The 25,046-nt window shown below is 29.9% G+C and carries 20 protein-coding genes and 2 pseudogenes; 12 read left to right on the top strand and 10 right to left on the bottom strand.

Features of this window, described 5'->3' with window-relative positions; all coding sequences use genetic code 11:
- The 3 genes and pseudogenes from ACQ3F0_RS23475 to ACQ3F0_RS23465 all read left to right on the top strand — a co-directional run.
- Positions 1–79: IS3 family transposase (locus ACQ3F0_RS23475; protein WP_428868228.1), on the top strand; the 79-nt coding region annotated here is incomplete at its 5' end.
- A 174-nt stretch (positions 80–253) separates the two neighbouring features.
- Positions 254–445, top strand: a pseudogene (locus ACQ3F0_RS23470) (hypothetical protein); the annotation flags it as partial.
- A 246-nt stretch (positions 446–691) separates the two neighbouring features.
- Positions 692–2,746 carry a methyl-accepting chemotaxis protein gene (locus ACQ3F0_RS23465; RefSeq protein ID WP_428868224.1) on the top strand — a complete coding sequence of 685 codons (2,055 nt, stop codon included), beginning with the start codon at positions 692–694 and terminating at the stop codon, positions 2,744–2,746.
- Between the two features lie 116 nt (positions 2,747–2,862).
- Here the strand turns inward: ACQ3F0_RS23465 and ACQ3F0_RS23460 are convergent, their stop codons facing one another.
- The 3 genes from ACQ3F0_RS23460 to ACQ3F0_RS23450 form a co-directional block, all read right to left on the bottom strand.
- The gene (locus tag ACQ3F0_RS23460) at positions 2,863–4,275 is read right to left on the bottom strand and encodes a sodium:solute symporter family protein (RefSeq protein WP_428868223.1); all 1,413 of its coding nucleotides are present in this window, start codon (positions 4,273–4,275) and stop codon (positions 2,863–2,865) included.
- Positions 4,276–4,443: 168 nt separating this feature from the next.
- Positions 4,444–5,718 carry an MFS transporter gene (locus ACQ3F0_RS23455; RefSeq protein WP_428868222.1) on the bottom strand — a complete coding sequence of 425 codons (1,275 nt, stop codon included), beginning with the start codon at positions 5,716–5,718 and terminating at the stop codon, positions 4,444–4,446.
- Between the two features lie 21 nt (positions 5,719–5,739).
- Positions 5,740–6,897 (bottom strand): trans-sulfuration enzyme family protein, encoded by a 1,158-nt coding sequence (locus tag ACQ3F0_RS23450; RefSeq protein ID WP_428868221.1) that lies wholly within the window; start codon positions 6,895–6,897, stop codon positions 5,740–5,742.
- A 130-nt stretch (positions 6,898–7,027) separates the two neighbouring features.
- On the opposite strand from ACQ3F0_RS23450, the gene ACQ3F0_RS23445 reads away from it, so the two are divergent.
- Positions 7,028–7,828, top strand: coding sequence for a MerR family DNA-binding transcriptional regulator (locus tag ACQ3F0_RS23445; protein ID WP_428868220.1), 801 nt, complete (start codon positions 7,028–7,030; stop codon positions 7,826–7,828).
- 49 nt (positions 7,829–7,877) lie between these two features.
- Here ACQ3F0_RS23445 and ACQ3F0_RS23440 read toward each other — a convergent pair whose 3' ends face one another.
- Positions 7,878–8,408: a nitroreductase family protein gene (locus ACQ3F0_RS23440; protein WP_428868219.1), complete on the bottom strand. Its 531-nt coding sequence runs from the start codon at positions 8,406–8,408 to the stop codon at positions 7,878–7,880.
- 236 nt (positions 8,409–8,644) lie between these two features.
- Between ACQ3F0_RS23440 and ACQ3F0_RS23435 the strand changes: the two genes are divergently transcribed.
- Positions 8,645–9,163, top strand: coding sequence for an RNA polymerase sigma factor (locus ACQ3F0_RS23435; RefSeq protein WP_428868218.1), 519 nt, complete (start codon positions 8,645–8,647; stop codon positions 9,161–9,163).
- Positions 9,160–10,467, top strand: a complete 1,308-nt coding sequence (locus ACQ3F0_RS23430; protein ID WP_428868217.1) for a DUF4179 domain-containing protein — start codon at positions 9,160–9,162, stop codon at positions 10,465–10,467. Before ACQ3F0_RS23435 ends, ACQ3F0_RS23430 begins: the two co-directional genes overlap by 4 nt.
- Before the next feature lie 78 nt (positions 10,468–10,545).
- On the opposite strand, the gene ACQ3F0_RS23425 is transcribed toward ACQ3F0_RS23430, so the two are convergent.
- Positions 10,546–11,712: a helix-turn-helix domain-containing protein gene (locus ACQ3F0_RS23425; protein ID WP_428868216.1), complete on the bottom strand. Its 1,167-nt coding sequence runs from the start codon at positions 11,710–11,712 to the stop codon at positions 10,546–10,548.
- A gap of 483 nt (positions 11,713–12,195) precedes the next feature.
- Between ACQ3F0_RS23425 and ACQ3F0_RS23420 the strand changes: the two genes are divergently transcribed.
- From ACQ3F0_RS23420 to ACQ3F0_RS23410, 3 genes are all read left to right on the top strand, one after another.
- On the top strand, positions 12,196–12,876 hold the full coding sequence (locus ACQ3F0_RS23420; RefSeq protein WP_428868215.1) for a hypothetical protein: 681 nt from the start codon (positions 12,196–12,198) through the stop codon (positions 12,874–12,876).
- Positions 12,858–13,277 (top strand): alpha/beta fold hydrolase, encoded by a 420-nt coding sequence (locus tag ACQ3F0_RS23415; RefSeq protein WP_428868214.1) that lies wholly within the window; start codon positions 12,858–12,860, stop codon positions 13,275–13,277. The genes ACQ3F0_RS23420 and ACQ3F0_RS23415 overlap by 19 nt, the downstream gene beginning before the upstream one ends.
- A 304-nt stretch (positions 13,278–13,581) precedes the next feature.
- On the top strand, positions 13,582–14,445 hold the full coding sequence (locus tag ACQ3F0_RS23410; protein ID WP_428868213.1) for an AraC family transcriptional regulator: 864 nt from the start codon (positions 13,582–13,584) through the stop codon (positions 14,443–14,445).
- A 208-nt stretch (positions 14,446–14,653) separates the two neighbouring features.
- On the opposite strand, the gene ACQ3F0_RS23405 is transcribed toward ACQ3F0_RS23410, so the two are convergent.
- Positions 14,654–15,760, bottom strand: a complete 1,107-nt coding sequence (locus ACQ3F0_RS23405; RefSeq protein ID WP_428868212.1) for a hypothetical protein — start codon at positions 15,758–15,760, stop codon at positions 14,654–14,656.
- A 230-nt stretch (positions 15,761–15,990) separates the two neighbouring features.
- Complete coding sequence (locus ACQ3F0_RS23400) at positions 15,991–18,819, bottom strand: DUF6273 domain-containing protein (RefSeq protein WP_428868211.1); 2,829 nt, start codon at positions 18,817–18,819, stop codon at positions 15,991–15,993.
- 365 nt (positions 18,820–19,184) lie between these two features.
- On the opposite strand from ACQ3F0_RS23400, the gene ACQ3F0_RS23395 reads away from it, so the two are divergent.
- The 3 genes from ACQ3F0_RS23395 (at position 19,185) to ACQ3F0_RS23385 (ending at position 22,226) form a co-directional block, all read left to right on the top strand.
- A complete protein-coding gene (locus tag ACQ3F0_RS23395) occupies positions 19,185–19,547 on the top strand; it encodes a BlaI/MecI/CopY family transcriptional regulator (RefSeq protein WP_428868227.1) in 363 nt (120 codons plus the stop codon).
- Complete coding sequence (locus ACQ3F0_RS23390; protein WP_428868210.1) at positions 19,544–21,949, top strand: DUF5301 domain-containing protein; 2,406 nt, start codon at positions 19,544–19,546, stop codon at positions 21,947–21,949. Before ACQ3F0_RS23395 ends, ACQ3F0_RS23390 begins: the two co-directional genes overlap by 4 nt.
- A gap of 115 nt (positions 21,950–22,064) precedes the next feature.
- A complete protein-coding gene (locus ACQ3F0_RS23385) occupies positions 22,065–22,226 on the top strand; it encodes a hypothetical protein (RefSeq protein ID WP_428868209.1) in 162 nt (53 codons plus the stop codon).
- Between the two features lie 185 nt (positions 22,227–22,411).
- Here the strand turns inward: ACQ3F0_RS23385 and ACQ3F0_RS23380 are convergent.
- The 3 genes and pseudogenes from ACQ3F0_RS23380 to ACQ3F0_RS23370 all read right to left on the bottom strand — a co-directional run.
- A pseudogene (locus tag ACQ3F0_RS23380) lies at positions 22,412–22,912 on the bottom strand (acyl-CoA dehydratase activase); the annotation flags it as partial.
- The gene (locus tag ACQ3F0_RS23375; RefSeq protein WP_428868226.1) at positions 22,899–23,600 is read right to left on the bottom strand and encodes a 2-hydroxyacyl-CoA dehydratase; all 702 of its coding nucleotides are present in this window, start codon (positions 23,598–23,600) and stop codon (positions 22,899–22,901) included. The gene ACQ3F0_RS23375 and the pseudogene ACQ3F0_RS23380, both read right to left, overlap by 14 nt.
- 249 nt (positions 23,601–23,849) lie before the next feature.
- Positions 23,850–24,722, bottom strand: coding sequence for a DegV family protein (locus ACQ3F0_RS23370; RefSeq protein WP_428868208.1), 873 nt, complete (start codon positions 24,720–24,722; stop codon positions 23,850–23,852).
- Positions 24,723–25,046: the final 324 nt, after the last annotated feature.

The raw sequence follows: 25,046 nt of genomic DNA, 5'->3' as shown, positions 1-25,046 counted from the left end.
TTACAATAATTATAGATATCAATGGAACCTAAACAAGATGACTCCTGTACAATACAGAAATCATCTCTTAGCATCTTAACACCCTTTTTAAATTGTCCTTGACATAGGTACCATTTTAAATTGAGCATACCTTAATTATATACTCTTTTGATATTGTTATGTGATTTAACCATTATATGTGATGAAAAAATCTAGATGATTGGGAACAAACACTTGAATATAATAATATGAAGTTGGTTGCGGAGATGACCAAGGTATAAAGGCAAAACCTGAGAAAGACCATGGAATGCGTTTTATGAATGGCTTGAATTTAAGTCCAAGCAAGATTTTAATGGTTGGAGATAGTTCATATGATAAAATTTTTGCTAATAAATTAGAATTTGATTTCTATAAAATAACTGTTACTGAAGATATTTGTGATTTGTATTATAAACTGAAAAGATAATAACTATAATCCACCCAATTATAAAAATTTAAATGGCTAAATATTTATTCAATATTATAGTACAATTTAAATATGTGTTAAAATAAAAGGGAAATCAAACATTTATCCTAAAAATGTTGTATAATATATTATAATAGATATATTTAAACATTATTCATTGAAGAATGATGTTGAAATATAGAAGGATATAAAAATGCCTTATATTTTTTAAGGAATTTTAACGTCTATAATCAAGGGGGAATAAAAATGTTTGGATTCATAAACAAAAAATTAGCAAATAAGTTAAGTTTATTAATTATTGTTGCTATGATTTTAATATTTTTAATAATTGGTACTATTACATTTAGCTCTATGAGTGGCGAATTGAAAAAGGATATTAATAATAGTATTTCTCAATCCTCAAAATTAGTAGAAAAAGATATCTCCAATGTATTCAAAGGTGTTAAGATTATCACCGAACAAACGGTAACAAACAAAGAGATATTACATTATTTAAAAGAAGTTGAGAGTAGGGATGATATTGCAAGTCATGAGTTCTTTGGAGAAGTAGTGGAAACCCTAGAGGATATAAAAAACTCTGAAGAAATAATTGCTGGCGTATGGATAGCAAATTACGAAACTAACTTTTTCATAGATCACTCAACATTTATATCAGGTCCAGAATGGGATGCAAAGAAAAGACCATGGTATTCTTTAGCTAATTCAACAGATGAGGTTGCTTTTACTGAACCTTATATAGATGTTGCATCTGGAAAAACTATGGTTTCAAGTGTACAAACTATAAAAGATAATAACAAATCAATTGGAGTAGTGGCTATAGATATAGGTATGGATACTATACCGGATATAATGAGCGAACATACAATAGGAGAAAAAGGTAAGAATATCTTAGTATCATCAAGTGGTACATATATATATACAGATGATGAATCTAAGATAAATAAAGAAAAAGCTACTGATGACCCAATTCTAAAGGAGTATGTCCAAGCGGCACTTAATGGTAAAAGAGATGTAGATATAATTGAATATAATGGTGAAACATATTTTGTTGCCTATGAACCAATAGATATAAATGGATGGGCTATACTTTCCCTAGCTAATGTTGAAGAAATGATGGCTGCATTGAATAAAATAATTTATATTGTATTAGCTACAGCTTTATTTGGTTGTATATTATTGGTAGTATTAATTTATTTTATAATATCAAAAATTATGAAACCTATACAACAAACAACTGAACAATTGAACATTTTAGCAACTGGTGATTTTTCAATAGATATTTGTGATAATGAACTAAAAAGAAAAGATGAAATTGGAGATTTAAGAAGAGCGCTTTCAACTATAATAAATAATCTAAGTACGTTGGTTTTGAATATAAATTCAGTAGCAGGGCAAGTAGCATCCGGTGCAAGACAGGTATCTGATTCAAGTACTTCGCTATCACAGAGTACAACTGAACAGGCAAGCTCTATTGAAGAATTAACAGCTTCTATTGAAGAGATTAATTCACAAACGACTCAAAATGCTAAAAATGCACAAACGGCTAAAGAGATAGCAGAGAAAGCTTTGGAAAATGCACAAAGTGGATATAGCAAAATGCAGGAAATGCAAAAGGCGATGGATGATATAAATAATTCATCAAATGATATTTCAAAAATAATAAAAGTAATTGATGAAATAGCTTTCCAAACTAATATATTAGCTCTGAATGCAGCAGTTGAAGCAGCTAGAGCAGGAGAGTATGGTAAGGGATTTGCAGTAGTAGCTGAAGAAGTTAGAAATCTTGCATCAAGATCAGCAAATGCGGCTAAAGAAACAACCGCATTAATTGAAAATTCTAAGGAAAAAGTAGATGATGGAACAAGCTTAGCTAATAACACATCAGCGGCATTAAGTGAAATTGTAGATGGAATTGAAAAAGCAGCTGTTATAGTTGGAGATATTGCAGTGGCTTCTAATGAACAAGCGATAGGTGTTGAACAAATAAATGCTGGAATTCTCCAAATTAGTGATGTGGTACAAGTTAATTCTGCTACTTCAGAAGAATCGGCTGCTGCAAGTGAAGAATTATCAAGTCAAGCTGATTTACTAAAAAATCAAGTTAGTAAATTTAAAGTAAAAAATAGTAAAATTTCTAATCAAGTAGAATTAGAAACTATGAATCCAGAAGTTTTAAAAATGCTTGATAATTTAAAGAAAGAAGAAGATAAAGATAGGAAGATTAAAGTAAAAGATGTTGATAAAAAAACTTTAACTGAAAAGATTATAGATTTAAGTGATAATGATTTTGGTAAATATTAAATAAAAAAAGTAGCATTTGCTACTTTTTTATTTTGACTTAGTAATAAGTAGGATTGCAAATTACAAATACTTTCTAATTCACACTGTTTTATATAAGGTTGTATGTTTTTTTTACGTTAAAATTTTATTGTTTCGTTATTAGGTTTTGCTGTAATTAATGATATTCCAACAAAAGATAATGTTCCTACAAGAACAGCTATAATATTAGATGGTAAGCCAAATATACCACTAACTTTACCAGCTAGGAAGAAATCAGAAAACAGTCCCACTAAAACTGTTATTATGATGGAATAAAATGCTCCTTTAGTAGTAGCATTTTTCCAATAAAGACCTATTATTAAAGGCATAAATACTGCAGTTGAATAAAATAAACCCCCTAAGTAAGCTATATCTATTAAGTTATCTGATAAAAAAGATATTACAACACCACCGATTGATATAAGAATAGTGATAATTCTTGTCATTTTTATTTTATGTGCTTGTTCTAAATTGGCATTTTTCTTTTCTATATAGGGCATGTATATGTCATTAACAAATAGTGTAGATGCAGCTAGAATCATAGAATCAGCAGTTGACATGGAAGCTGCAAATATACCACCTAAGGCAAGTCCAGCTATCCCAACAGGTAGATAATTTTTAACAAATAAAGCATATCCTAAATTAGGATTATTAAGATTAGGCATTAATACTACAATACAAATTCCGATTATTGCAACAGCTAGTCCATAAAAAAAATACATAATTCCAGTGAAAATAAAAGAGAATCTTGCAGTACTTACATCTTTTGAAGCAAATATTCGTTGGATATAGTGTTGGCTTGTAGCGTAAGAAAATAAACTGAAGAGCATCCAAGACACCACAGTCAAAAATGAAACTTGGTCAAATTTTAACAGATTTTCTGGTAATGATAACATGATATTTTGAAAGCCACCTGAGGAAATTATAGCTATAGGAACAGAAATTAGAATAGAGCATATCAAAAAAATAAATTGAACAACATCTGTATTTACAACAGCTATAAATCCACCACTAATTGTGTATAAAACTACAAAGGTGAAAGTTAAAAATAATCCAATGTTGATAGGCACTCCTATTATACCGTTTAATGCAACTGCACCTATTGTGAACTGTGCAGCAATTTGTGCTACAGTAGCTAATATATGCAAAAAAGAACATAGATACTTAGTTTTTTTATCGTATCTTTGTTCAAAAAAATCTGTAATGGTTACCATTTTGGGTGATTTTATTTTTTTAACGAAAAAAATTCCTAGCAAAAGGAATGCTGGAATGGCACACCAATCCCACCATACTCCTGAAATTCCAACAGTATAGCAAAAAGCCATAGCGCCCAAAAAACTACTTCCACCAAATTCTGTTGCAGCCATACTAAAACCAGCTTTTATCTTACCGATACTTCTACCGCCAAGTGTGAAATCATCTATAGATTTTATAGATTTAGATGACTTATATCCAATATAACCTGTAATTAGAAATACTGATAATACTCCAATGATATTTAATAATTCCATTATGACCTCCTATTAATATAGTTCATATTTTAGACTATTAGTAGTATTAATTTTATATCAAATTTAAATATTTTAAAAGTACCTATCGTTTTATTAATATGCACACATACAACCTACTAAATATAAGTATTTAGCAGGTTGTATATTATTTATTTTTATAGAATTTTATTAAGCTGATATTTCAGATTCCAGATGTTTTTTAGCTCTAACGGTTGCAGTTCTTTTAAACAATATATAACCTACTGTTAAGCCTATTATAGCTACGACAAAAGAAAGAGTAAAAATGTATTTATAGCCTGCACTTCCATAAGTGTCTAGCCAGTTACCAGCAATATTGTAGTAGAATGCATCAGGTACATAACCAATAAGAGAAATTGCACCGACTGCTGCTCCTGTATACTTTAGTGGAATGCTAGTTTCAGAAATCGTTGCATAGCCGATACCTGTTAAGCCGAATAATGCAAAAGCTAGTACTAGCATTAGAATTACTGCAACCATCGAGTATGATGAATTAACTGGAAGAACCTTAAAGCCACCTACGCAAGCAACTGTTAGAATAAATCCTACTATAATCATTTTAGAAGGAGAACCAAATTTGTCAGCTAATGAACCGAAAATTGGACCACCAAGCATTTTTGTACCAGTTTGTCTTAGTACTGAAACTGTACCAACTGCAGCAGCAGAAAGCATGAACTCAGTTTCAAGATATGGGCTAATATATGAAAGTGAAGAAAATACTGTGTAGTAACAGAATATAATAATACCAATTAACCAAACTTCAGGCATTTTTAAAACTTTAATGAAGTCTTCAAATGTATATTTTTCATCTTGATTATCTTTAAATTTTATATTTCTTAAAGTATAATATGTTATGAATCCTATAAGAATTGTTAAGATTGATTGGAAAATAAGAACAAATCTTAGACCAAGTTCTTTAACTGCAACCATATTGAAGATTGCAAGAGCGATAAAAGAAATAATCATACCAGAAATACCTTCAATACCATTACCTATACCGAAGATTTTACCTTGCATATCATCATCACCAAGTGAACGAATAACTTTAACTTGTGCTGCCCAGAATGTAAGAATTGTTGTTACACCCCAAGCAATAAAAGTAAATTGTACACCTGCATAGCTTGGATATGTTGATAGGTAAAGACCTAATGCACCGGAAGCAACATATGAGAATAACATAAGTTTTCTTGCATCAAATTTATCTGCTAGCCAACCCCCTGGAAAGTACATTATTAGAGCAATTTTTCCGTATAAACCAATTACATTACCATATTGTTCATGTGTAAGATTAAGTGCTAATCTCATTGGGTCGTAAAATACTGACTTCATATATGGTAGACCATACATAGCATAAGTACCAAATGATAATAGTGTGACAATCATTAACCAATTATACTTTTCGAAAAAACTCACTTTTTTATCCATAAATAATCCTCCTAAAATAAATTAAAGTTTATCAAATGCTTCATTCATATCTGAAATTAAATCTTTTGAGTGTTCAAGACCAACTGCGATTCTAATCATATTGTCATTTTCAACTTGAATTAGAGTGTGAGCTTCGCCTAAACTAGTAGCAATTGTAAGTAGATTCATATTGTTACATAGTTTATAGTCAGCTTCTCTTACTGACATTCCATTGATTCCATCTTTTAACCAGAATGAAACAATACCACCACCTAGGCCATTCATTTGTTTTTGGCATAAGTCATATGATGGATCAGACTTAAGAGCTGGATAAATTACCTTTTCAACATGTTCATGTGCTTCAAGGAATTCTGCAATAGCAAGAGCGTTTTCACAATGCTTTTCCATTCTCATTGTAAGTGTTGTCATACCTCTCATAATCAACCATGCATTGAAAGGAGAAAGTGCTGCACCAGTATAACAAGGCATACCAGGATATTTAATTTTGTCGATAAGATCTTTTCGGCCTACAACTGCTCCCCCAAGGGTATCCCCATGACCGTTAATATATTTTGTTAAGCTATGTAAAACTAAATCTGCTCCATGTTTTAATGAATATTGGATAGGTGGTGGTGCAAAGGTACTATCAACTATGAAAATACATTCATTATCATGGGCAAGTTCCGCAACTTCTTGTATATCAACAACACCAAGTTTTGGATTTTCGGGTGTTTCAATGAAGATTATACTTGTGTTCTCTTTAATATTTTGTTTCACATCTTCTATGTCTTTGAAATTAGCAAAATTTACCTCTGAATCCATTTTGTTAACTAACTCTCTAAAGAAAATATCACTATGGAAAAATAAGCCTTCTGAGCATAGAATGTGTTCTCCTTTTCCAAGTAGCGTTAAGACTGTTGAACAAACAGCACCCATACCTGACCCAGCAGTAGCTGCTGCTTCGCCACCTTCAAGAGCGGCAAGTTTTTTTTCTAATTGAATAGTAGATGGGTTTCCTTCTCTTGTATAAAGATATCCCAACTCATCCCAAGCTTGATCCATTTGCTCAACAGTATCAAATCCAAATGTTGCGGTTTGATAAATAGGTGATGCTAATGAATGAGTTACTGGATCAAAACTGTGTCCAGCATGGATTAGTTTTGTTTCTAAACTTGATTCACTTAAATTGTGTTTAGACATTGCATTTTCCTCCTTTGATTTATAAATATTGCATTGGTTTGTCCTTACGAAAATGGTATACTGTACTCTTAGGGGAGTGTCAATAAAAAATTACTAATTTATATTAATAATCCCTAAGGAGGTTATATTTATGAAGTTATATTCTATTGGTGAAGTTTCGAAAATTAATAATATCACTATAAAGGCTTTAAGATACTATGATAAAATAGGTTTGCTTAAGCCTGCATATATTGATGAAACAAACGGCTACAGATATTATAACTATAGTCAATTTATCATCATAGATAAGATTAAAAAATTCAAATATTGGGATATTCCCTTAAATGAACTTAAAGATATAATCTACAATGAGGATGACACGAAACTAAAAGATTTTTTTAGTAAGCAAAGGGAATATCTTAATTCTGAAACAAAGAGGATAGACAAGTTAAAGAAAAATTTGGACATGTTAGAAGAACATTTTTTTTATTTCAATATAGTTAAAATGAATAAAAATGTTTATGTAAGACAAATAAAAGAACGACATTATATTTCATCATGTTGTAATAATGTTGATAATATTTTTGATATAGATATAGAGCTTAGAAAAATAGTCAGTTCGCCACAATTTGCTAATATATCAGTGTTAAATCCTTATGGATATATTTTAGATTATGAAGATTTTATTAAAGAAAAGCTTACTTTTTTACAATCTGTAGTTACTATAGGGGAATTTCCAAGCTTTCAAACTGAGTATTTATATACGGCACCACAAGGAATTTATGTTTGTTTTAGTTCAAATATTTTGTCTAAGGAAAATAGTATTAAACCTTTAATTGATTATCTAAAACAAAATAACTTAAGTCCAAAATTAATTGTAGCTGAAGAATTTATTCCTAATGGTACATATAAATTTGAAGACTGCCCTTATGAAATACAAGTTTTAATTTAGAATAATGCATAAAATGAGAGAAGAGATAATAATAAGCATCTCTTCTTTTTTATCTAGTAATTTCATTTATATCTTTCCTATTTTTCTTTCTAATAACATTAGTCTTTGGATTGCCAACAGCTATAACAAGGCATACACGTTCATTCTTTGGAATATCTAAATGCTTCTTGATTTTCTTTTCATTAAACCAGCCGATCATGCAGGTACCTAGACCTTCTTCTGTAGCTTGAAGGCAGAAATGTTCAGCTGCAATACCGATATCAATTAAATAATAAGGTAGCCCTGTTATCATTTGACCAACCTTTGTATTTAGATTACCCTTTGTAGCAGTAACTACTACAAGAACAGGAGCTGTTAGTGTAAATTTATTAAATGAAACTGCTTCGCTGAAGGTTGTTTTAGCTATTTTATCTTTTAATTCAGGATTATCTACCACAATAAATGTCCATGGCTGAGAATTGCATGCAGATGGAGCTAATCTTGTAGCATCAATACATCTATCTAGTTTATTTTTTTCAACAGGAGATTGATTAAAAGTACGAGTACTTTGACGAGTTTTTGCCAAGTCTAGAAAATTCATAAATTCACCTCAATAGTACAGATTTATTAATTTATATTATACAATGTTTATGATGCAAAAAGTGATTTAGTTTAACTTGAATTTATATATATAAAAATGAACCTTTTGAAGGATATAATACTCTTATATATATAATTAACTTATTTTTTGTAAAATTAAAAGATTTTATAAAGTGAAAGATGTCAATAACTATGGTTGTGAACTGTGCATTATGCACTGAATAAAGGGGTGATAATTTGGATATAGAATCGTTAGTGAAAAAAGCAAAAAAAGGAGATAAAGATGCTTTGCTCAAGCTTATTATGGATAAAAAGCAAGATTATTATAAAATTGCTTATGTATATATGAAAAATAGTGAAGATGCTATGGATGCAATGGAAGATATGATTGTAGTTTTATATCAAAATATCCATAAATTAAAAAAGGAAAATGCTTTTTATAGTTGGAGTAAGAAAATTTTAGTTAATTGTTGTAAAAATCTTTTAAGAAAAAATAAAAAAGTAGTTTTATTAGAAAATGCAAAGGAAGAAGCTTATGAAGAAGATTTTCATAATAAAGAAACAGGAATTATATTGGAAGAGCATTTGTCAAAACTCAATGAAAAGCATAGAGAAGTAATCAAACTCCGTTATTACTTGGATATGGATTATAAATCAATATCAGAGGTTTTAAAATTACCAATGGGAACTGTGAAATCTCGTATATCCAATGGACTTAAGAAGTTAAAAGTAAGTTTAGGAGGTGAAAATATATGAGAGAAATAGAAGAAATGTTAAGAAATAATAAAGATAAAATTGAAAGATTAGAGCTACCAGATGATTTAGAAAATAGATTAAGAGGAGCTTTAGAAAAACAGCCACAGAAAAGCAAAAACAATAATAAGTGGATAGTTAAGGTTGCATCTATATTAATATTAATAACATTAATAGGTTATAATTTTGACACGTTAGCCTACTTTAGTAAGAAAATTATTGGATTTGACTCAGTAATGAACGGTACATTAAAAGAGTTAAATGAAAGAGGAAAAGGACAAATTATTGGAAAGAGCTTTACATTTGAAAATGGAATAATTGTCACTTTAGATGCAGTTATGGTTGATGATAATCAATTGATATTGTTTTATACTGAAAAATTTCAAGAAGGCAATGTAAATGAAACGGGAATAGTATCAATAATGTCAATAGAAGGATCTAGAGGAATCCTTCATCAGCATGGAGGTCAGGGTATTATAAATGATGAAAAAACTGAAATAAAATGGATAACAAGTTTTGATGCACCTAAATTCTTTGATAAAGAATTCAAGTGGGAGTTTGCTATTATTGAAGATGGAAAAACAAAGAGAGGGGAAATTCCCTTTACTTTAGATAGAAGTAAAGCTATGGGTCATACTTTGAAAAGCAGGCTTAATAAAAGTGTGAAGTTAAATGATAGGAAAATAAAATTTAAATCAATTCAGGCATCAGAAACTTCTACAGTTATTAAAGGAACCATCCAAAATGTTTTTGAATTAGCTTTAGATTATTTTACTGAAGAACGAATTAGACCAGAAGATTTAGATATAGAGCTAATTGCTAACGGCAAAGAATTGCAATGGCAAGGGAAAGGCATGGGTACAAATTTAGATGGTATTAAATTTGATTATGAATTTGAACCATTGCCAGAGAATTTAAAGGATCTCAAAATAAAGGTTAAGGGGTTAACTGCAGATTATGATGCAGATGAAAGAGTTAATATTGTTAAGGGAGATAATAATAAAACTATAAATATTCAGGATCAAAGTATCCAAATAAATAAGGTATATGAAGAAAAGGATGAAACTTTTGTAACTATTACAACAGAGGAACATGTGGTGATATCAAGAATTTTTCTTATGATAGATGGCAGTAAGGTAGAGCTTCAAAACACTAATACTGATAATAAGGAAAAGAATGAAGATGGAACTGTAACTCATACTAGAACATTAAGATTTATTGGTACTGGAGAAAAATTAGAATTAAAAATAGAAAGAATAAAATATAAAAAAACAATAGATGAAGTTATTAAAATACCAATAAAATAGTAGTGAGAGTTGAAAAATTGAACCTAAAATAAAAAATAAAATCCAACAGGGACTTTATTTTTTATTTAGGTTTTTAAATTATTTTAATCTATCATCTACTACAGGAACAAGAAAAGCACATACATACATCTCTCCTTCGCTTCTAAGCGAATGCATTGTTCCAGCAGGAGCAATAAATGACTTTCCTACATTTAATTCTACTTCCCCATCTTCTAAAACCCCAAAGCCTGAGCCTTTTATACAATAAAATATTTCATCATGTTCTGCATGTTTATGCAGAGGAACTTTTATATCACAAGGGATATGATATACCTTCTTCTCAATAGATTCTTTTATAACGTTTAAATCCATATTTTCACTCCTTATCCGTTTATTATTATTTTTTCTGCTCATACTTCTAAATTCTCTTGGATTTAACTTTGTATATTTTTTAAAAAACTTTGTCATATTATATGCTTCTGTAAAACCTAATTCATTGGCAATTTCCTTGATACTTTTTTGCTCAAAACATAGTTTAAGTTTTATTTTTAGAATAAGTTGTTGAATGATATATTGCTTTGCGGATATATCAATAGCTTTTCTTGTCATTAAATTAATGGTTTTTTTAGAAATATGCATCATATTAGCATAACCTTCTACAGTTTTCTCTTTATGAATATGCTTTTCCACTAATTCAGTGAATTGTATAAAAAGTTCATTCTTTTTCTGTTTTGAAATATCTTCTGTTAAGCTATTGTTGAGTACTAATAGTGCCAGTGTTCTGAAAGCTGAAGAAATCACCTTATAATTCATAACGGCATCAGTATTTGTGTACATATCATATAGTACATCTAAAAGTTTTGTTAATGTCGAGGCATATAAATCTATAAATTTCACATGTGGATTTAAATAACTTTGTTTAAACAAATCCTTGACTTCAGAGGTATGACTACTTAAAAATTCACATAGAAAACCCTCTGTGAACATGATTAAATATCCTTCTAAATTATCAAACTCACTATATCCATGTACACGATTATTTGAGATAACTAAGAGTTCACCTGATTGAATGGTATATTCGAAAAAATCAATTTCATGAATGCATTTACCTTTAGTAATAAAAATCAGATTGTAAAAATCAGTACGAAACTGTTTTCTAATGAAAGAAGTATTGGCAGTTTGAAAAAAACTTTTCAATGATATAATTTCAAAACCTTTATCTTCTTTCTTATTATTTTTAAACTTAATTTGTGCTACCTTCTTCATATTGTCTCCTTATATTGTACCAATTACATTATAAAAGTTGACTAGAACATTTTCATTATATAATTTTTCCCTCGATTTTGTAATGTTATTCTTAGACCAAAAACAGTAATAACGAAACCTTTTGATAGAATTGTTGGATATATTAACATATATCTTGGGATTGGATACTTTAGTGTTTATCTATATACAAGACTTTATTAGTATTTGATTTATTCTAAAAGCGGTTTAGCTGAAAAAGTTGTGTATTTGAGACAGATAATGAGTTTGGAAGTTATCAATGAATTATTTCATAAAGACAGGTAAAATGCTATAATCATAATAATTATATATGTATTTAAACTTTGGAAGGAGTTACAATTTATGTTTACAATAAGTGACTTAGTTAAACAGTTTAATATATCACGATGTAATGTTCCTAAAAAGAAATAGTAATAACTTAGGCACAGCAGAAAAAAATAACAATAAGGAATTAGGGTGTGACATATGTTTAAGGAATTAATATCTAAATTAAATACCAATGGTGCAAATTTCATTAAGGTCGTTGATATTTCCATGCTTTCCGAGAAGGAAAATCAGGGATATAGTGTTGCGCTTCTTATAGGGATAGCTCTTAGTCAGAGTTATATTTTTCGTTTATCTAAAGAAAATGTAATAGACAAATCCGAGTTTACTAGAAAAGAAAATGCTGCTGATAAACTTGCAGAATGGGCGGCTGATTTTATTATTGCAAAAGGATATAAAGCCTTTGCTCAATCGGAAAGAAATCTTGCATTGAATGGATTTTATGATAAAAATTCGAAAAGCACTCCACTTCCACACAAAAAAATTGCTATATTAAGTGGATTAGGTTGGATTGGAAAAAATAACTTGTTAGTTACCGAGGAATACGGAAGTGCATTTTGCATGTGTAGCATGTTGACAAATGCACCATTTCTTACTGAAAATAGGGCGATAGTAGTGCCTAAATGCGGGGAATGTACTGTTTGTAAGGATATTTGCCCTACAGGTGCTATACATGATTCTATTTGGGAAAGGGATATGAATAGAGATTTAATAGTAGATGTGTATCACTGTGAAACTTGCTTAAAATGCTTAGCTAACTGTCCATGGACACAGAAATACATGAAAAGAGAGGAGAGTTTATTATGGAACACAAAAGTGTAAAATCAGAGCGTGGGACAACCTATTATTGGATAAATAGAAATGTGGATAAAAATGCAAGATGCATTGTTTTTACACATGGTTTAACCGCAAATCATATGATGTTTGAAAAACAAGTTGAATATTTTTCAAAGAAATATTCAGTTATTACATGGGATGTGCCTTTACACGGAGAATCTCGCCCATATACTGACTTTTCTTATGAAAATACCGCAATAGAATTAAAAGCTATACTCTATGCTGAGAAAATTAAGCATGTTGAACTAATGGCAAAAAGCTTTACTGATAAAATGTTGCGAAATAGTATGGCAAAATCAGTTTCAAAAATCAAATATGCTTATGATATAATGCTTAAAATGCTGGAACCTTTGAGTAAAAATGATATTGTTGAACAAATGGTATAGCTTATGGTAGAGTTTTTGATAGAAAAGAATCAGTGCATTTTGATTTTCCTTTCTGATTTTGCTAGGTGAATACGATAAAACAGGGAAAGTGAAGCAATACTGTGAAGCATGGTCAAAAAAAGAGGGTTATCCGCTGCATATTATTAAAGGTGCGGCACATTTTTCTAATGCAGATAACTATGAGGATGTTAACAAAGAAATAAGGGATTTTATTAAAAAACATTTTATCTAGACAAATGAAAGCAAGGTAGGATAGGAAATAACAGTTATATTTTAGTAAAATTAATGCGTGGAGGTGAGAAAAATGGATTTTATTCAAAGCTTGCAAAGGGCAATAGACTATATGGAAGAACATATATGTGAACCTATTAATTATGAAGATGTTGCAAAGTCTCTTTATATGTCAAGTTACCATTTTCATAGGACATTTAGTTTGGTGACTGGGATTACTGCCAATGAGTATATAAGAAATAGACGATTATCTATGGCCGGGCAAGAACTTTCTATATCTGATAGAAAAGTAATTGATATTGCTTTAAAATATGGTTATAATTCTCCAGAGAGTTTTACAAAAGCATTTACTAGATTCCATGGCATTACACCAAATGTGGCAAGGCGCGCAGGTATGAAATTAAAATCTTTTAATCGCCTTATCATTAAAATAAAATTGGAAGGTGGTACTGTTATGGACTATAGAATTGAGAGAAGAGAAACATTTAAACTATTGACTAAAATTAGAAAGTTTAGAAATGAATCAATTACAGAAGAAGGAAATACTGAAATACCAGATTTTTGGAAGGAATGTGGTAATAATGGCACATTTGATGTTCTGAAACAGAATGCTAGTATTTATGATGTTTACGGAGCTTGTGCACCAATATCAAAAGAAAGTACGCATTTTGACTATGGTATTGGTATGGAATTTAATGGTGATACTGTACCAGAGGAATATACTTTATGGGAAGTAAAACCCACATTATGGGCTGTATTTAAATGTATTGGCGAAACAGGGGATTGTATAGGGGAGACATGGGAGAAAATTTTTTCGGAGTTTCTTCCGGGTTCAGATTATAGTATGATAGATGATACTGATTTTGAATTGTACTCAGAAGCTTTAGATTGCTTTTGTGAAATATGGATTCCTGTTGAGAAATCATATCAAGTTTAACTATATAAGTCTCACTGGTATAAAATTACCAGTGAGAAGTAATTGTAAAAGGATAAACCTTTTCGCTATGAGATCCGCACCTAGTAAATAAATTGTAAAAATCAACAAATATTTAATTGGGTACGGTTCATTTAGCGGTTGAAATCAAACTAAAGAAGATTGATTTCCATATAGTATGATAATGATTTTTAGTATCTAACAATTACATTTATTCGCAATATATATCTAAATAAATATCATCCTTGTTTGTTATATCAATATATATATCTTTTTCTAATACTTTAGTCTCGCCTTTTTTAAATCCATCGTGAACAGATAATCCAACTTCTTTTAACAAGTCGTTATCGGCTTTTTTATAAATTCCCAAGATAAAATAGCATGTATTTTCATAATCTTTATCATTATTAGTTATTTCACATTTAACAGATAATTTACCATTTTCAGTAAAATAATCTAATCTTTTAAGTTCAAAATTTCTTTTTTCTAAGGTATCACCTAAAACTTGTTTTTCATATATTATCTTACTGTCAGGTTGTAGAGTAACATTATCAACTATAGGTATCTTCGTACTCTCTGATGTATTTGTATCCTTTTCTGGTGAAAAATAAAAAAGTTTACCATATGCAAGAATATAAGCTTCAATTTTATCTGAATTAACGTGAATTCCTTTAGTTTTTACTAATATGTTACCATCTTTAAGTATATACCCTATTTCATGGTAATTATTTAATCCTGCATAAGCATAAGCATACGTCTCGTAATCTATTAAATTATTTATTTTTGCTACAGTTGAAGAGTCAATATATGAATGATTTGAGCCTGTGTATGTTCTATAGGAACCAGCTGGTATTTTTATTCCACTTTCTGAATTATCTTTATATGGGTTATTGTTAGATTTTTCACTAGTAGTATTTGTCAATTTTCCATCCCAAGCTCCATCATCACCTACATTATATCCATCGGGAGTAATACAATTAGCCATCATATCACCATTATTGCTTAAATAATATGATTTCCCATTTAAATCTAACCATGTGTTTGATAACATAGATCCATCTGTGTTTAAATAGTACCATTTACCATTATACTCAAGCCATCCAGTCTTCATAGTTCCAGCTTTACTCAAATAATACCATTTATTTGAGGAATCTTGTATCCAGGAGTTTATTTGAATTACTCCCTCTTTGTAATATTCCCATGTTTGTCCATTTTGGTTCCATCCATTCACAGGAGCAGCATTAGCAACAAAAATATTATTACTATTGGCTATAATTAAAACTCCTAGCAATAATGCAATTAATTTACTTTTAAACATATTTAATCTTCTCCTTACTTATAATATTTAAATTCACTTTATATATAATTATATCATAATTATTACAAAAATGTAAAAGTGAATATAAATAACCATTTTGTCATTAAAATATTTGTTGAAAATTTTTTTATGAGAATCAAAAAAAGAGTGGGAAATCCACTCTTTTGCGTGAGATAACTATAGAGATAGTTATTCACAAACTCCATAAACAATAATATAATATATACCTATTACTCAATATCAAATTCTACCCTTATCGGTTTATCTAATAAAATTCCTTCAGAATTTTTTATTTTTGTACCCATTATGAGATAATATTTCTTTCCTTTTTCATAATTATTTAGAGGAAGTACTTTTAAAATTTTAGTTTCTTCGTTATATTCAAGTTTAACTTTTATTCTATAACCATCTTCATCTACTACAGTTATATAGTCATCTTCAGCTTTAATTGATTCTTTATCAAGTGAAGAATTGAATTTAACATTCCAAACTTTATTACTTTCCTCAGAAGTGTTATTGTCTCTAATCCATTGTTTATAATTTTCGCTGTAGATCATTTTTTTTCCGTTTAATCTAGATTGATATTTTTTCTTGGTTTCACTATCTTTAATATCGTCAATAGTTGATTGCATAAAGTCTAGTTGAGATAAGTCCTTCATTATATCAATAGCTTTCTTTGTAAGTTCTTGTCTAACTTCTTCTCTTTGAGAACTTGGTAATTTTTCTATATCGGTTAATGTATCTTTAAGGCTTTCTATGTTTTTAGCTTCTTTAATCTTTGATTTAGTGGAAGCTGGTGTCACAGGAGGAACTGATGGGGTAGAGCTAGGATGATAAATTCTATTTGTTTTGAAAACTTCATCAACTTTATATTTTGCATTGGTAGTTCCATTACTATTTCTAGTTTGAACCCAAAGCTCATATTCAGTATTATCATTAAGTCCAGTTATTGTTATTGTAGTAGCGTGGCTCCATTCGGAAATAACTTTATTTTCTCCAGTTTCACCTGCATCTTTTAATTTTAATTCCAATCTATGTTCTGGTGGTGAAGTTTGCCTAGCTGTATTGGTGATTTCGAATACAAATGAATTAGTACTTGATGATTTTTTTGATATAGACTCTGCATTAAGTGCTAAGGTATAGATAGATACTTCTTCTGATTCAGCTTCGTTACCACCCTTATCCTTTGATTTATATTTATATTTGTAAAGAGTATTTGCTATTAAGCCTGTATCTGTATAACTCCTATCACTTGTCCATGTACCTATATCATTTCCATCACGAATATAGAGATAAGGATTAGTGTCTAAACCGCTACCGCTATCAGAAGAATTACTTATTATTTTTATAGAATTTGCGCTTACGGTTTCTAATGTAGGTTTATTAGCAGTAGGTTTTATGGTATCTAGAGTAGCGTTTGTACTATCAGAAGTAGTAGTAGAATTTCCAGCATTATCAGTGGCTGTGACAGATATATTTACATTTGAAGCATTAATATCTCCAGATGTAATGGTATAAGAAGCTGTCCATGTAGCTGCTGAATTAGATGCTGATATAGCTGAACTACCTCCAAAACTACTAAAATCAACTGTTACAGAAGCAATAGTATCACTATTATTATCACCAGTTGAGGTGTCATTCCAAGAAGCAGTAATAGTATCACCAATTATAAATGTTGCAGCTGTACTAGATGCACCAGATATAGAAATATTTCCATCAGTTACTGCGGGAGAGTTACTATCAAGGGAGGCATTTGTACTATCCCCAGTAGTAGTAGAATTTCCAGCATTGTCAGTAGCTGTAACAGATACATTTATATTGGTTGCATCAATAGAATCAGATATAATGGTATAAGTTGCTGTCCATGTATCTGCTGAATTAGATGCTGATACATAGGAAACACCCCCAAATGCACTAAAATCAACAGTTACAGAAGAAATATCATCATTATTATCAGCAGCTGATGTATTATTCCAAGTCGTAGTAATGGTATCGCCAATTATAAATGCGCCACCTATACCAGATGCACCAGATATAGAAATATTTCCATCAGTTATAGTTGGTTTTGTATTATCAATTTTGAAATTTCTAGTTGTTTGTCCGAATTTATTTCCATTAGTATCTTCAGCCCATATATATAATGTGTGAGAACCTTCACTTTCACTACTTAAATTTATTTCTTTACTGAAGTTTCCAGAACCATCTATTGTAGCTTCTAAATCAGTTCCAGCATCTTCATCACTTCCATCAATTCTATAGTATATTTTGCTATCAGATTCATCAACTGAGCCTGATACTGTAATAGTATTATGTCCATCTTCAGTTTTAAGAATTTGATTATTTTCAGTTGTTAAATTAAGAATTATTGACTTTGTAAATTCAACAATTTTTTTATCTATGGATACATATAGTTCAGGTTTTAGATATAAAGTAGGATGAACAGCATAAGATTTTGAATCTGAGATGGTTGGATAGCTGTAACCTAAGCTAGGTACAATTCTTTCCTGGAAATAATCATAATATTTTGAATATCGTGGAACTTGAATTTTGTTATCTTTTCGTGGATTAAACCACCAAAAAGATTTATTATCTGCAAACCTATCTGGACTAATATCAAATAAATAAGTAGAACCTTCATCAGAGGTTAATAATCCTATTTTATCTGTAACTGTATGATTATCTAATTCTAAATAATTCTTAGGATCCCAATCCCACGTGATTTCTTCAATTAAAGATTTATTTTTTTCGCCTAAATTATTTATAAATTCATTATTTAAATATGTTCTTAAATCACTATCTGCGTAGTTATTACTATATGTATCATATGGTCTATTTCCATCATTATTTACAAGGACAACATAACATCCAGTTTTATCATCCGCTATACTTTTGTTAGGGGTTAATATCATCCATTCCTTATCTGCAAAGGTAATTATATCTCCTGCATTCATATCTGATAAATGTTTATTATCAACGGCATATGAATTAGTAGTCATTGCCATTGATAATGTTATTAGTATTACAAACATTAAAATTAGTCCTGTTAGCTTTCTCTTCATTGCGTTCCCTCCGTCTGTTTATATCTATATATCACTTTGTAAGTTCATCAATAGGAGTTAAGAATCAAGTTGTTTTTGTCGAAGAATTCTTAAATTTTTATAATCCTATAAAAACATTTATTTAAAAGTGGTATATAGTAGTTTTAATAATTATATTACACCAAATTATAACGTTTTTCATCACCCAAAATGGGTTATATTGCAGTATATAGATATTATTATTAAGTTAAGGTATCAATATTGACAATGTAGGTTTATTGGTATAAACTAGGTTTATTAAAGTAAACCTAAAAAAGGGGGTGAAAATAAACCACTTTGTATATTTAGGATAGTGAAGAATAGTGGAAGTGGTTTATTTATTATTTATGAAGGAATATAGATTATTTGATGGAGAATACAAATTCATGTGTGTTATTTGGGATAATGAGCCTATCAACTCAACTATGTTACACAAATTATGCTTAGAGAAACTTGGATGGAAAAAATCTACCACATATACAATGATAAGAAAACTTTCTCAAAAAGGGATAATAAAAAATGAAAATGCAATTGTATCAGCCATCGTAAAAAGGGAACAAGTAAAAAAATATGAAAGCGAGCAGTTAGTAAACAGAGTTTTTGATAATTCTCTGCCTCATTTTATTTCTGCATTTTTGAAAGATAAAAAACTCACTCAAAAGGAAGCGAATGAAATTATGAAGATGATAGAGGAGGCTACTGAAGAATGATAGAGAGTATTTTTATAAAAATTCTAAATATGAGCTTTATAGCAACTTATGTTGTTTTTGCTGTTATTCTCATAAGATTATTTTTAAGAAAGTATCCTAAAATATATTCTTATATTTTATGGGTAATAGCATTTTTACGGATGGTTTGTCCTTTTTCATTTAAAAGTATAGTGAGTTTGATACCTACAGAGAGCAATACCATTCCTAAAAATATTGGTTATATGAAATCTCCAGAAATATATAGTAGTATAAGTTCTGTTGATAATATTACCAATAATTTAATTACCAATAATTTATCACCTGTGAATGAAGTAGCAAGTGTAAATCCTATGCAGATAGTCCTTTATATAGGGAGTACTATATGGATTATAGGCATTATCTTAATTCTTATATATTCTGTAGTTTCTTACATAAGATTATATAAAAGAGTTAGCACAGCTACTATAATAGAAGAAAATATGTACCAAACAGATAGAATAAACACTCCTTTTGTTTTAGGTTTTATAAAGCCTAGAATATTTTTACCTATTGGTATAAAAGATAAAAGCTATGAATACATCATAAGTCATGAAAAAACTCATATCAAAAGAAAAGACTATATTATAAAACCTCTATATTTTATAGCAGTAGTAATTCATTGGTTTAATCCATTAATGTGGGTATCTTACTATTTAATGACTAAAGATATGGAAATGTCCTGTGATGAAAAAGTTATGAATTTAAAGGGTAATGATATAAAAGGAGATTATGCAAAATTATTGCTTAATTTATCAGTAAAGAGGAGTAATCTATTAAGTCCCATTGCTTTTGGGGAAAACAATACTAAATCTAGGATAAAAAATGTTTTGAATTATAAAACGCCAAAGTTTTGGGGGATAGTATTAGCGGTAATAATATTAATAGTAGCATGTGGAACATTGATTACAAATCCTAAGGAAAAACAGCAGCAGTCATCTGACCTTAGTATTGAATTTATTGCTGATAGAATATTAAGCTTCGGAAACTTAGTGATAAATGATCATGAAAGAGGGGGTAGTTCTATAAGTGGAAGCCAGTTTTCAAAACTTATTAATGAGAATTTAGATAATTGGAAGGAAAAAGATGTATCTTCCCCACTTGAACTTTCGCCAACACTTACTGTATATATAAATCCAGGAATATCTGAGATCCGTTTGTATGATAGTGAACCTGACCTTGCAATGATTTTAGATGGCAGTGATTATAGGTATTATAATATTCCAAAAGGATTTTATAATGAAGTAAAAGCTATGCACAATTTTAGCAGTTACTTTATACCTAATGAAATAATTAATCTTGTTGTAAGTGGTAAGAAAACAAAAATTATGAGTGTTAATGAGTCACCTACAAATGTTGCTGAGTTTTATAGTTTTCGCTTCAAGAAAGATTCTCATTTTATTTATCATATTTACAAGTATAATGGAAAATATTATTGTGAAAGTCCCTATCAGTTTATCCATGAAATATCAGAGAAGGTTTACTCTGAGGGGTTAGATGTAATATCTAATTCGAAAAATTTTACAGTAGAAAGAAATGATAAATTAAATGAAATTGCACAATTAGTAGAGGGAAATTTGGAGAAAATTCTCCCAAATCCTTATGAGTCAGTTAATCCACAGACTACTGCCAGAGATTATATAAAGAATAATGATATGGCATATGAAAACATATTAAAATATGGAGGAGAAGATGCTCTTTCTTATATGCTTACTAAGTTTCAAAATGGTGATACTAAGGGATTACGTGGTGAGGTCATGATGATTTTGTGTAAAGAGTTATTAGGGATTAGAAATAATGTAGAGGATGATTCTTTGTCTGCTGATGAGTGGTTTAAACAATTAAAAATAAGAGAAAAGGTTAGCTTACCAGATTTTCAGTATGATGGTAATGATAATATAGAAAAATTAGTCTATGATACAGAAATTGAAAAGAGTAAGGATAGTTATGGTGATTTTACAATTGTTGCACCACATATCTTTGGAGACTATGAAGAAGGAGATAAATTAAAGGTATTTGTAACTACATATTCAAGTAGCTATAATTTATATGAAAAAGTTCTTTCTGAAGAAGGTGGAAGCGTAGTTCCAAGTGCTATAACCTTTAAGAAAAATTCAGATGGAAGTTATACATTAGAGAAGTATGAAATGTCTATGGATGGTGGACTATGGGAATCCTCTATAAGAGAATTTTGTGCAATGCCAGTATCAGGCGAAGTTATTAATGGATTAGCTGATAAAATTATTAGCCATTACGGAGATTATGAAGATATAATTAAACTAGAACGTGAGAATCTAAAAAAGCATTTAGAAAAATATAATCAGTATGGTGTTTCATTAAAAAGAGAATATAATAGTGAACCAGATGATATTATCCCTATTACGTGATAAAGGCATAGAATAGTTTATAGCTATTCTATGCCTTTGTTTTAATTTAACTAAAAACTATAAAATAGGAAGTAATTCTTTTAGTGCTTATTTAATAAATTCAGTGAAGAAGCATATGAAAGCTCTATTAAAAAAGGAAATAAAAAGTACTGGTGGCGGTCCACAGGGAGAATGGGAAGGAGAAGCAAAGATAGATTTCGTTGGTAATGATGAGAATTATGATAATTTTAATTATAATTTTAATTTATACGAAGGTGAAAATAAAAATCATATTTAAGATGATAGAAAAAAATATAAATTTTATAACAATACCTGTACTTTTAAAATAACTACTATTGATGGTAGGTTTGATAAAACTGAAGATGATATTAAAAAAAGATATTCAGAAGAGGGCGTAGGAGATTAGCTATACATTTATAATTGAAAAGAGGTTGCCGTCGTGATTAACGACGGCAGCCTTGCTTATTCTAAAGCCAATAATGCAGCACCTAATGCGCCGCAAAGTTGTGCAGAGTCAGAAACAAATAGTTCTATACCGAGTTTTTCTTCTAGTGACTTTACAACACCTTTGTTTTTAGCAACACCGCCTGTTATGATGAAATCATCATTTAGGCCAAGTCTGCTAACTAAAGCAGCTGTTTTCGATGCAACGGACTTATTTAGACCATGAACAATATCATCTATATTTTTATTTTGAGCGACAAGTGAAACCACCTCGGATTCTGCAAATACGGTACACATACTGGAAATGGTTATATCTTCATTATAGGTAAGACCTTTTTTACTCATTTCATCAAGGTTTAGACCCAAGGTTCTTGCCATCATTTCTAAAAAGCAACCTGTTCCTGCGGCACACTTATCATTCATCACGAAGTTTACTACATTTCCAGTGTCATCAATTCGTATTACCTTACTGTCCTGACCACCGATATCGATAATGGTTCTGATATTAGAATTCAGATTCATTAAAGTTAAATAAATTTCTTAAAGGTTCTTGCCAAAATGGAATAGTATGTACCCATAGCAGCTTCAATCCTTTATTATTGGGAGCAGCATCTATGTTTTCAAGACACATCTTACTTAGATTTTCCTGCTCTTTTGTTCCTAGCAATATATGATTGGTAACTGCCATATACATTTCAGAAGTAATATCGCCCTTTACATATTTTGTTTTTTGATTATATAAGTAATCTTTATAATTATCAATAGTATTTTTACTTCTTTTCATAGCTTTTGCAAATGCTTCTTCAGACATTTTTTGTCCTGTGCATGTCTCGATAAAGTTCACCATTTTACGAAGTTGAAGGGCAACATATAGTACTGATTCATGATTTTGATTGTAAGGTACATCAATATAAAAGCTTGGTATAGAGAATTTCTCTGCCAAGTATTTGAATGTAATTTGATTTGCATCACAAGCCAAATTGGAATAGATAATAAAGGGAGGTTTTGGCATAAGTTGTCTTTCAGCAGCACCAATATACACTCTATGATAGGAACACAGGGTTTCAGGGAAACCTTTTTTTTTACATTCTTCAAGGCAACCACCATGCATATTGGTTCCTGTTATATAGCTTGATAGACCCTCCAATGAATAAGGGATAATTCCCATGGCTGCCAAAGGTTCACATGGAACAAAAATGCTCACCATGGCAGATTTTTTTGAATTATTCAAACTGTTTATTATATTATCCATCATCAAACTAGGTAAATATTTTCTAAAGGGAGGTAAACCTTTATTAGCAATTGTTTTCAATCGTAGACGTTCAAATCGGTAACCTGTAACCAATAAATTTTTTGCCTTTTCAGGATCTCTGCTAGCTAGGTCATCAACAATATTTCCGAAATTATCTATTAAACTTCCCACTTGATCACTTCCTATTCATACTACTTAAATTCTTTAACGTTTTTCACCTAAGAAGAATAGTGCTATTGTATTGGGACCAGAATGGGAACCTATTACTGGACCGATAGTATTTGAATACATTTTTTCAATTCCAAAGCGTTCCTTTATTAATTTCTTTACATATTCACAATCCTTAGGACAATCACCGTGGCTTATAAAGATAGTTTGCTTTTCAGGATTAATTATTACTTTTTCCATATGATCTACCAATATTTTTAGGCTTTGCTTACGGCCTCTTACTTTTTCCATCATAATAAGATGACCTTCATCATCAACATGTAATACTGGTTTGATACTGAGGAGAGTACCTACCACAGCAGCTGTTGTAGAAACTCTACCTCCACGGTTTAGAAAGTGTAGATCATCAACTGTAAACCATTGAGCAAGGTTCAATTTATTATCTTCAACCCATTTTGAAGTTTCTTCTATTGTTTTACCTTGCTTGTACAATTCGTCTGCATAGTAAACAAGTAAACCTTCGCCCATAGATGCGGCAAGGGTGTCCACTATAATAATTTTTCGTTCAGGATATTCTTCTTTTAAATCCTCGGATGCAATTTTCACAGAATTGTATGTGCCTGAAAGACCTGATGAAAATACAAGATATAGAATATTAAGGCCAGCATCTAGATATTGGCGAACCTCATTCTTGAAAATTTCACCATTAATTTGAACTGTAGAAGTGTTTTTTCCCTTCCTCATAAGATTGTAAAAATCATGTGAGGACAGTTCTTTTTCGTCAACTGTGTTATGATAATCTTTGCCGTCAATAGTGTAAATCATAGGGATAATATGTACATCCATTTGAGAAACAAGTTCCAAAGACAAGTCCGATGTAGAATCTGTAATAATTTTATAATTAGACATTTTTATGACTCCTTTTTTAATTATGTTTGTTTTTAACTAATAGAATCCAGAATGAGTTTAGTATAATTCCTATTCAATTTATATGGAAATTATAACATATTTATAATATTTATACATAGATAAAGTGTTTAAGAAATTGTGGTGTAAAAATGTTTAGAATCCAAAATTATGCAATATAATAAATTTAAACTGATTTTGTATTCGAATTAAATGGGTATTATGTAAAAATAATATAATGAAATAAAATAAATTGAAGTGTGTGTTTATGGGAACTATTGATATATTATGTTATAATTATATGAAATTTTTTATAAGAGTATCATA

Source organism: Clostridium sediminicola (genome assembly GCF_050402865.1).
GTDB lineage: Bacteria > Bacillota > Clostridia > Clostridiales > Clostridiaceae > Clostridium_AF > Clostridium_AF sediminicola.
This window is presented reverse-complemented; position numbering and strand designations above follow the sequence as displayed.

Coding starts and splice junctions, on each gene's coding strand:
- ACQ3F0_RS23465 (WP_428868224.1), top strand. CDS start 692: ATGTTTGGATTCATAAACAAAAAATTAGCAAATAAGTTAAGTTTATTA.
- ACQ3F0_RS23460 (WP_428868223.1), bottom strand. CDS start 4,275: ATGGAATTATTAAATATCATTGGAGTATTATCAGTATTTCTAATTACA.
- ACQ3F0_RS23455 (WP_428868222.1), bottom strand. CDS start 5,718: ATGGATAAAAAAGTGAGTTTTTTCGAAAAGTATAATTGGTTAATGATT.
- ACQ3F0_RS23450 (WP_428868221.1), bottom strand. CDS start 6,897: ATGTCTAAACACAATTTAAGTGAATCAAGTTTAGAAACAAAACTAATC.
- ACQ3F0_RS23445 (WP_428868220.1), top strand. CDS start 7,028: ATGAAGTTATATTCTATTGGTGAAGTTTCGAAAATTAATAATATCACT.
- ACQ3F0_RS23440 (WP_428868219.1), bottom strand. CDS start 8,408: ATGAATTTTCTAGACTTGGCAAAAACTCGTCAAAGTACTCGTACTTTT.
- ACQ3F0_RS23430 (WP_428868217.1), top strand. CDS start 9,160: ATGAGAGAAATAGAAGAAATGTTAAGAAATAATAAAGATAAAATTGAA.
- ACQ3F0_RS23425 (WP_428868216.1), bottom strand. CDS start 11,712: ATGAAGAAGGTAGCACAAATTAAGTTTAAAAATAATAAGAAAGAAGAT.
- ACQ3F0_RS23420 (WP_428868215.1), top strand. CDS start 12,196: ATGTTTAAGGAATTAATATCTAAATTAAATACCAATGGTGCAAATTTC.
- ACQ3F0_RS23415 (WP_428868214.1), top strand. CDS start 12,858: ATGGAACACAAAAGTGTAAAATCAGAGCGTGGGACAACCTATTATTGG.
- ACQ3F0_RS23410 (WP_428868213.1), top strand. CDS start 13,582: ATGGATTTTATTCAAAGCTTGCAAAGGGCAATAGACTATATGGAAGAA.
- ACQ3F0_RS23405 (WP_428868212.1), bottom strand. CDS start 15,760: ATGTTTAAAAGTAAATTAATTGCATTATTGCTAGGAGTTTTAATTATA.
- ACQ3F0_RS23400 (WP_428868211.1), bottom strand. CDS start 18,819: ATGAAGAGAAAGCTAACAGGACTAATTTTAATGTTTGTAATACTAATA.
- ACQ3F0_RS23395 (WP_428868227.1), top strand. CDS start 19,185: ATGAAGGAATATAGATTATTTGATGGAGAATACAAATTCATGTGTGTT.
- ACQ3F0_RS23390 (WP_428868210.1), top strand. CDS start 19,544: ATGATAGAGAGTATTTTTATAAAAATTCTAAATATGAGCTTTATAGCA.
- ACQ3F0_RS23385 (WP_428868209.1), top strand. CDS start 22,065: ATGAAAGCTCTATTAAAAAAGGAAATAAAAAGTACTGGTGGCGGTCCA.
- ACQ3F0_RS23375 (WP_428868226.1), bottom strand. CDS start 23,600: ATGGTGAGCATTTTTGTTCCATGTGAACCTTTGGCAGCCATGGGAATT.
- ACQ3F0_RS23370 (WP_428868208.1), bottom strand. CDS start 24,722: ATGTCTAATTATAAAATTATTACAGATTCTACATCGGACTTGTCTTTG.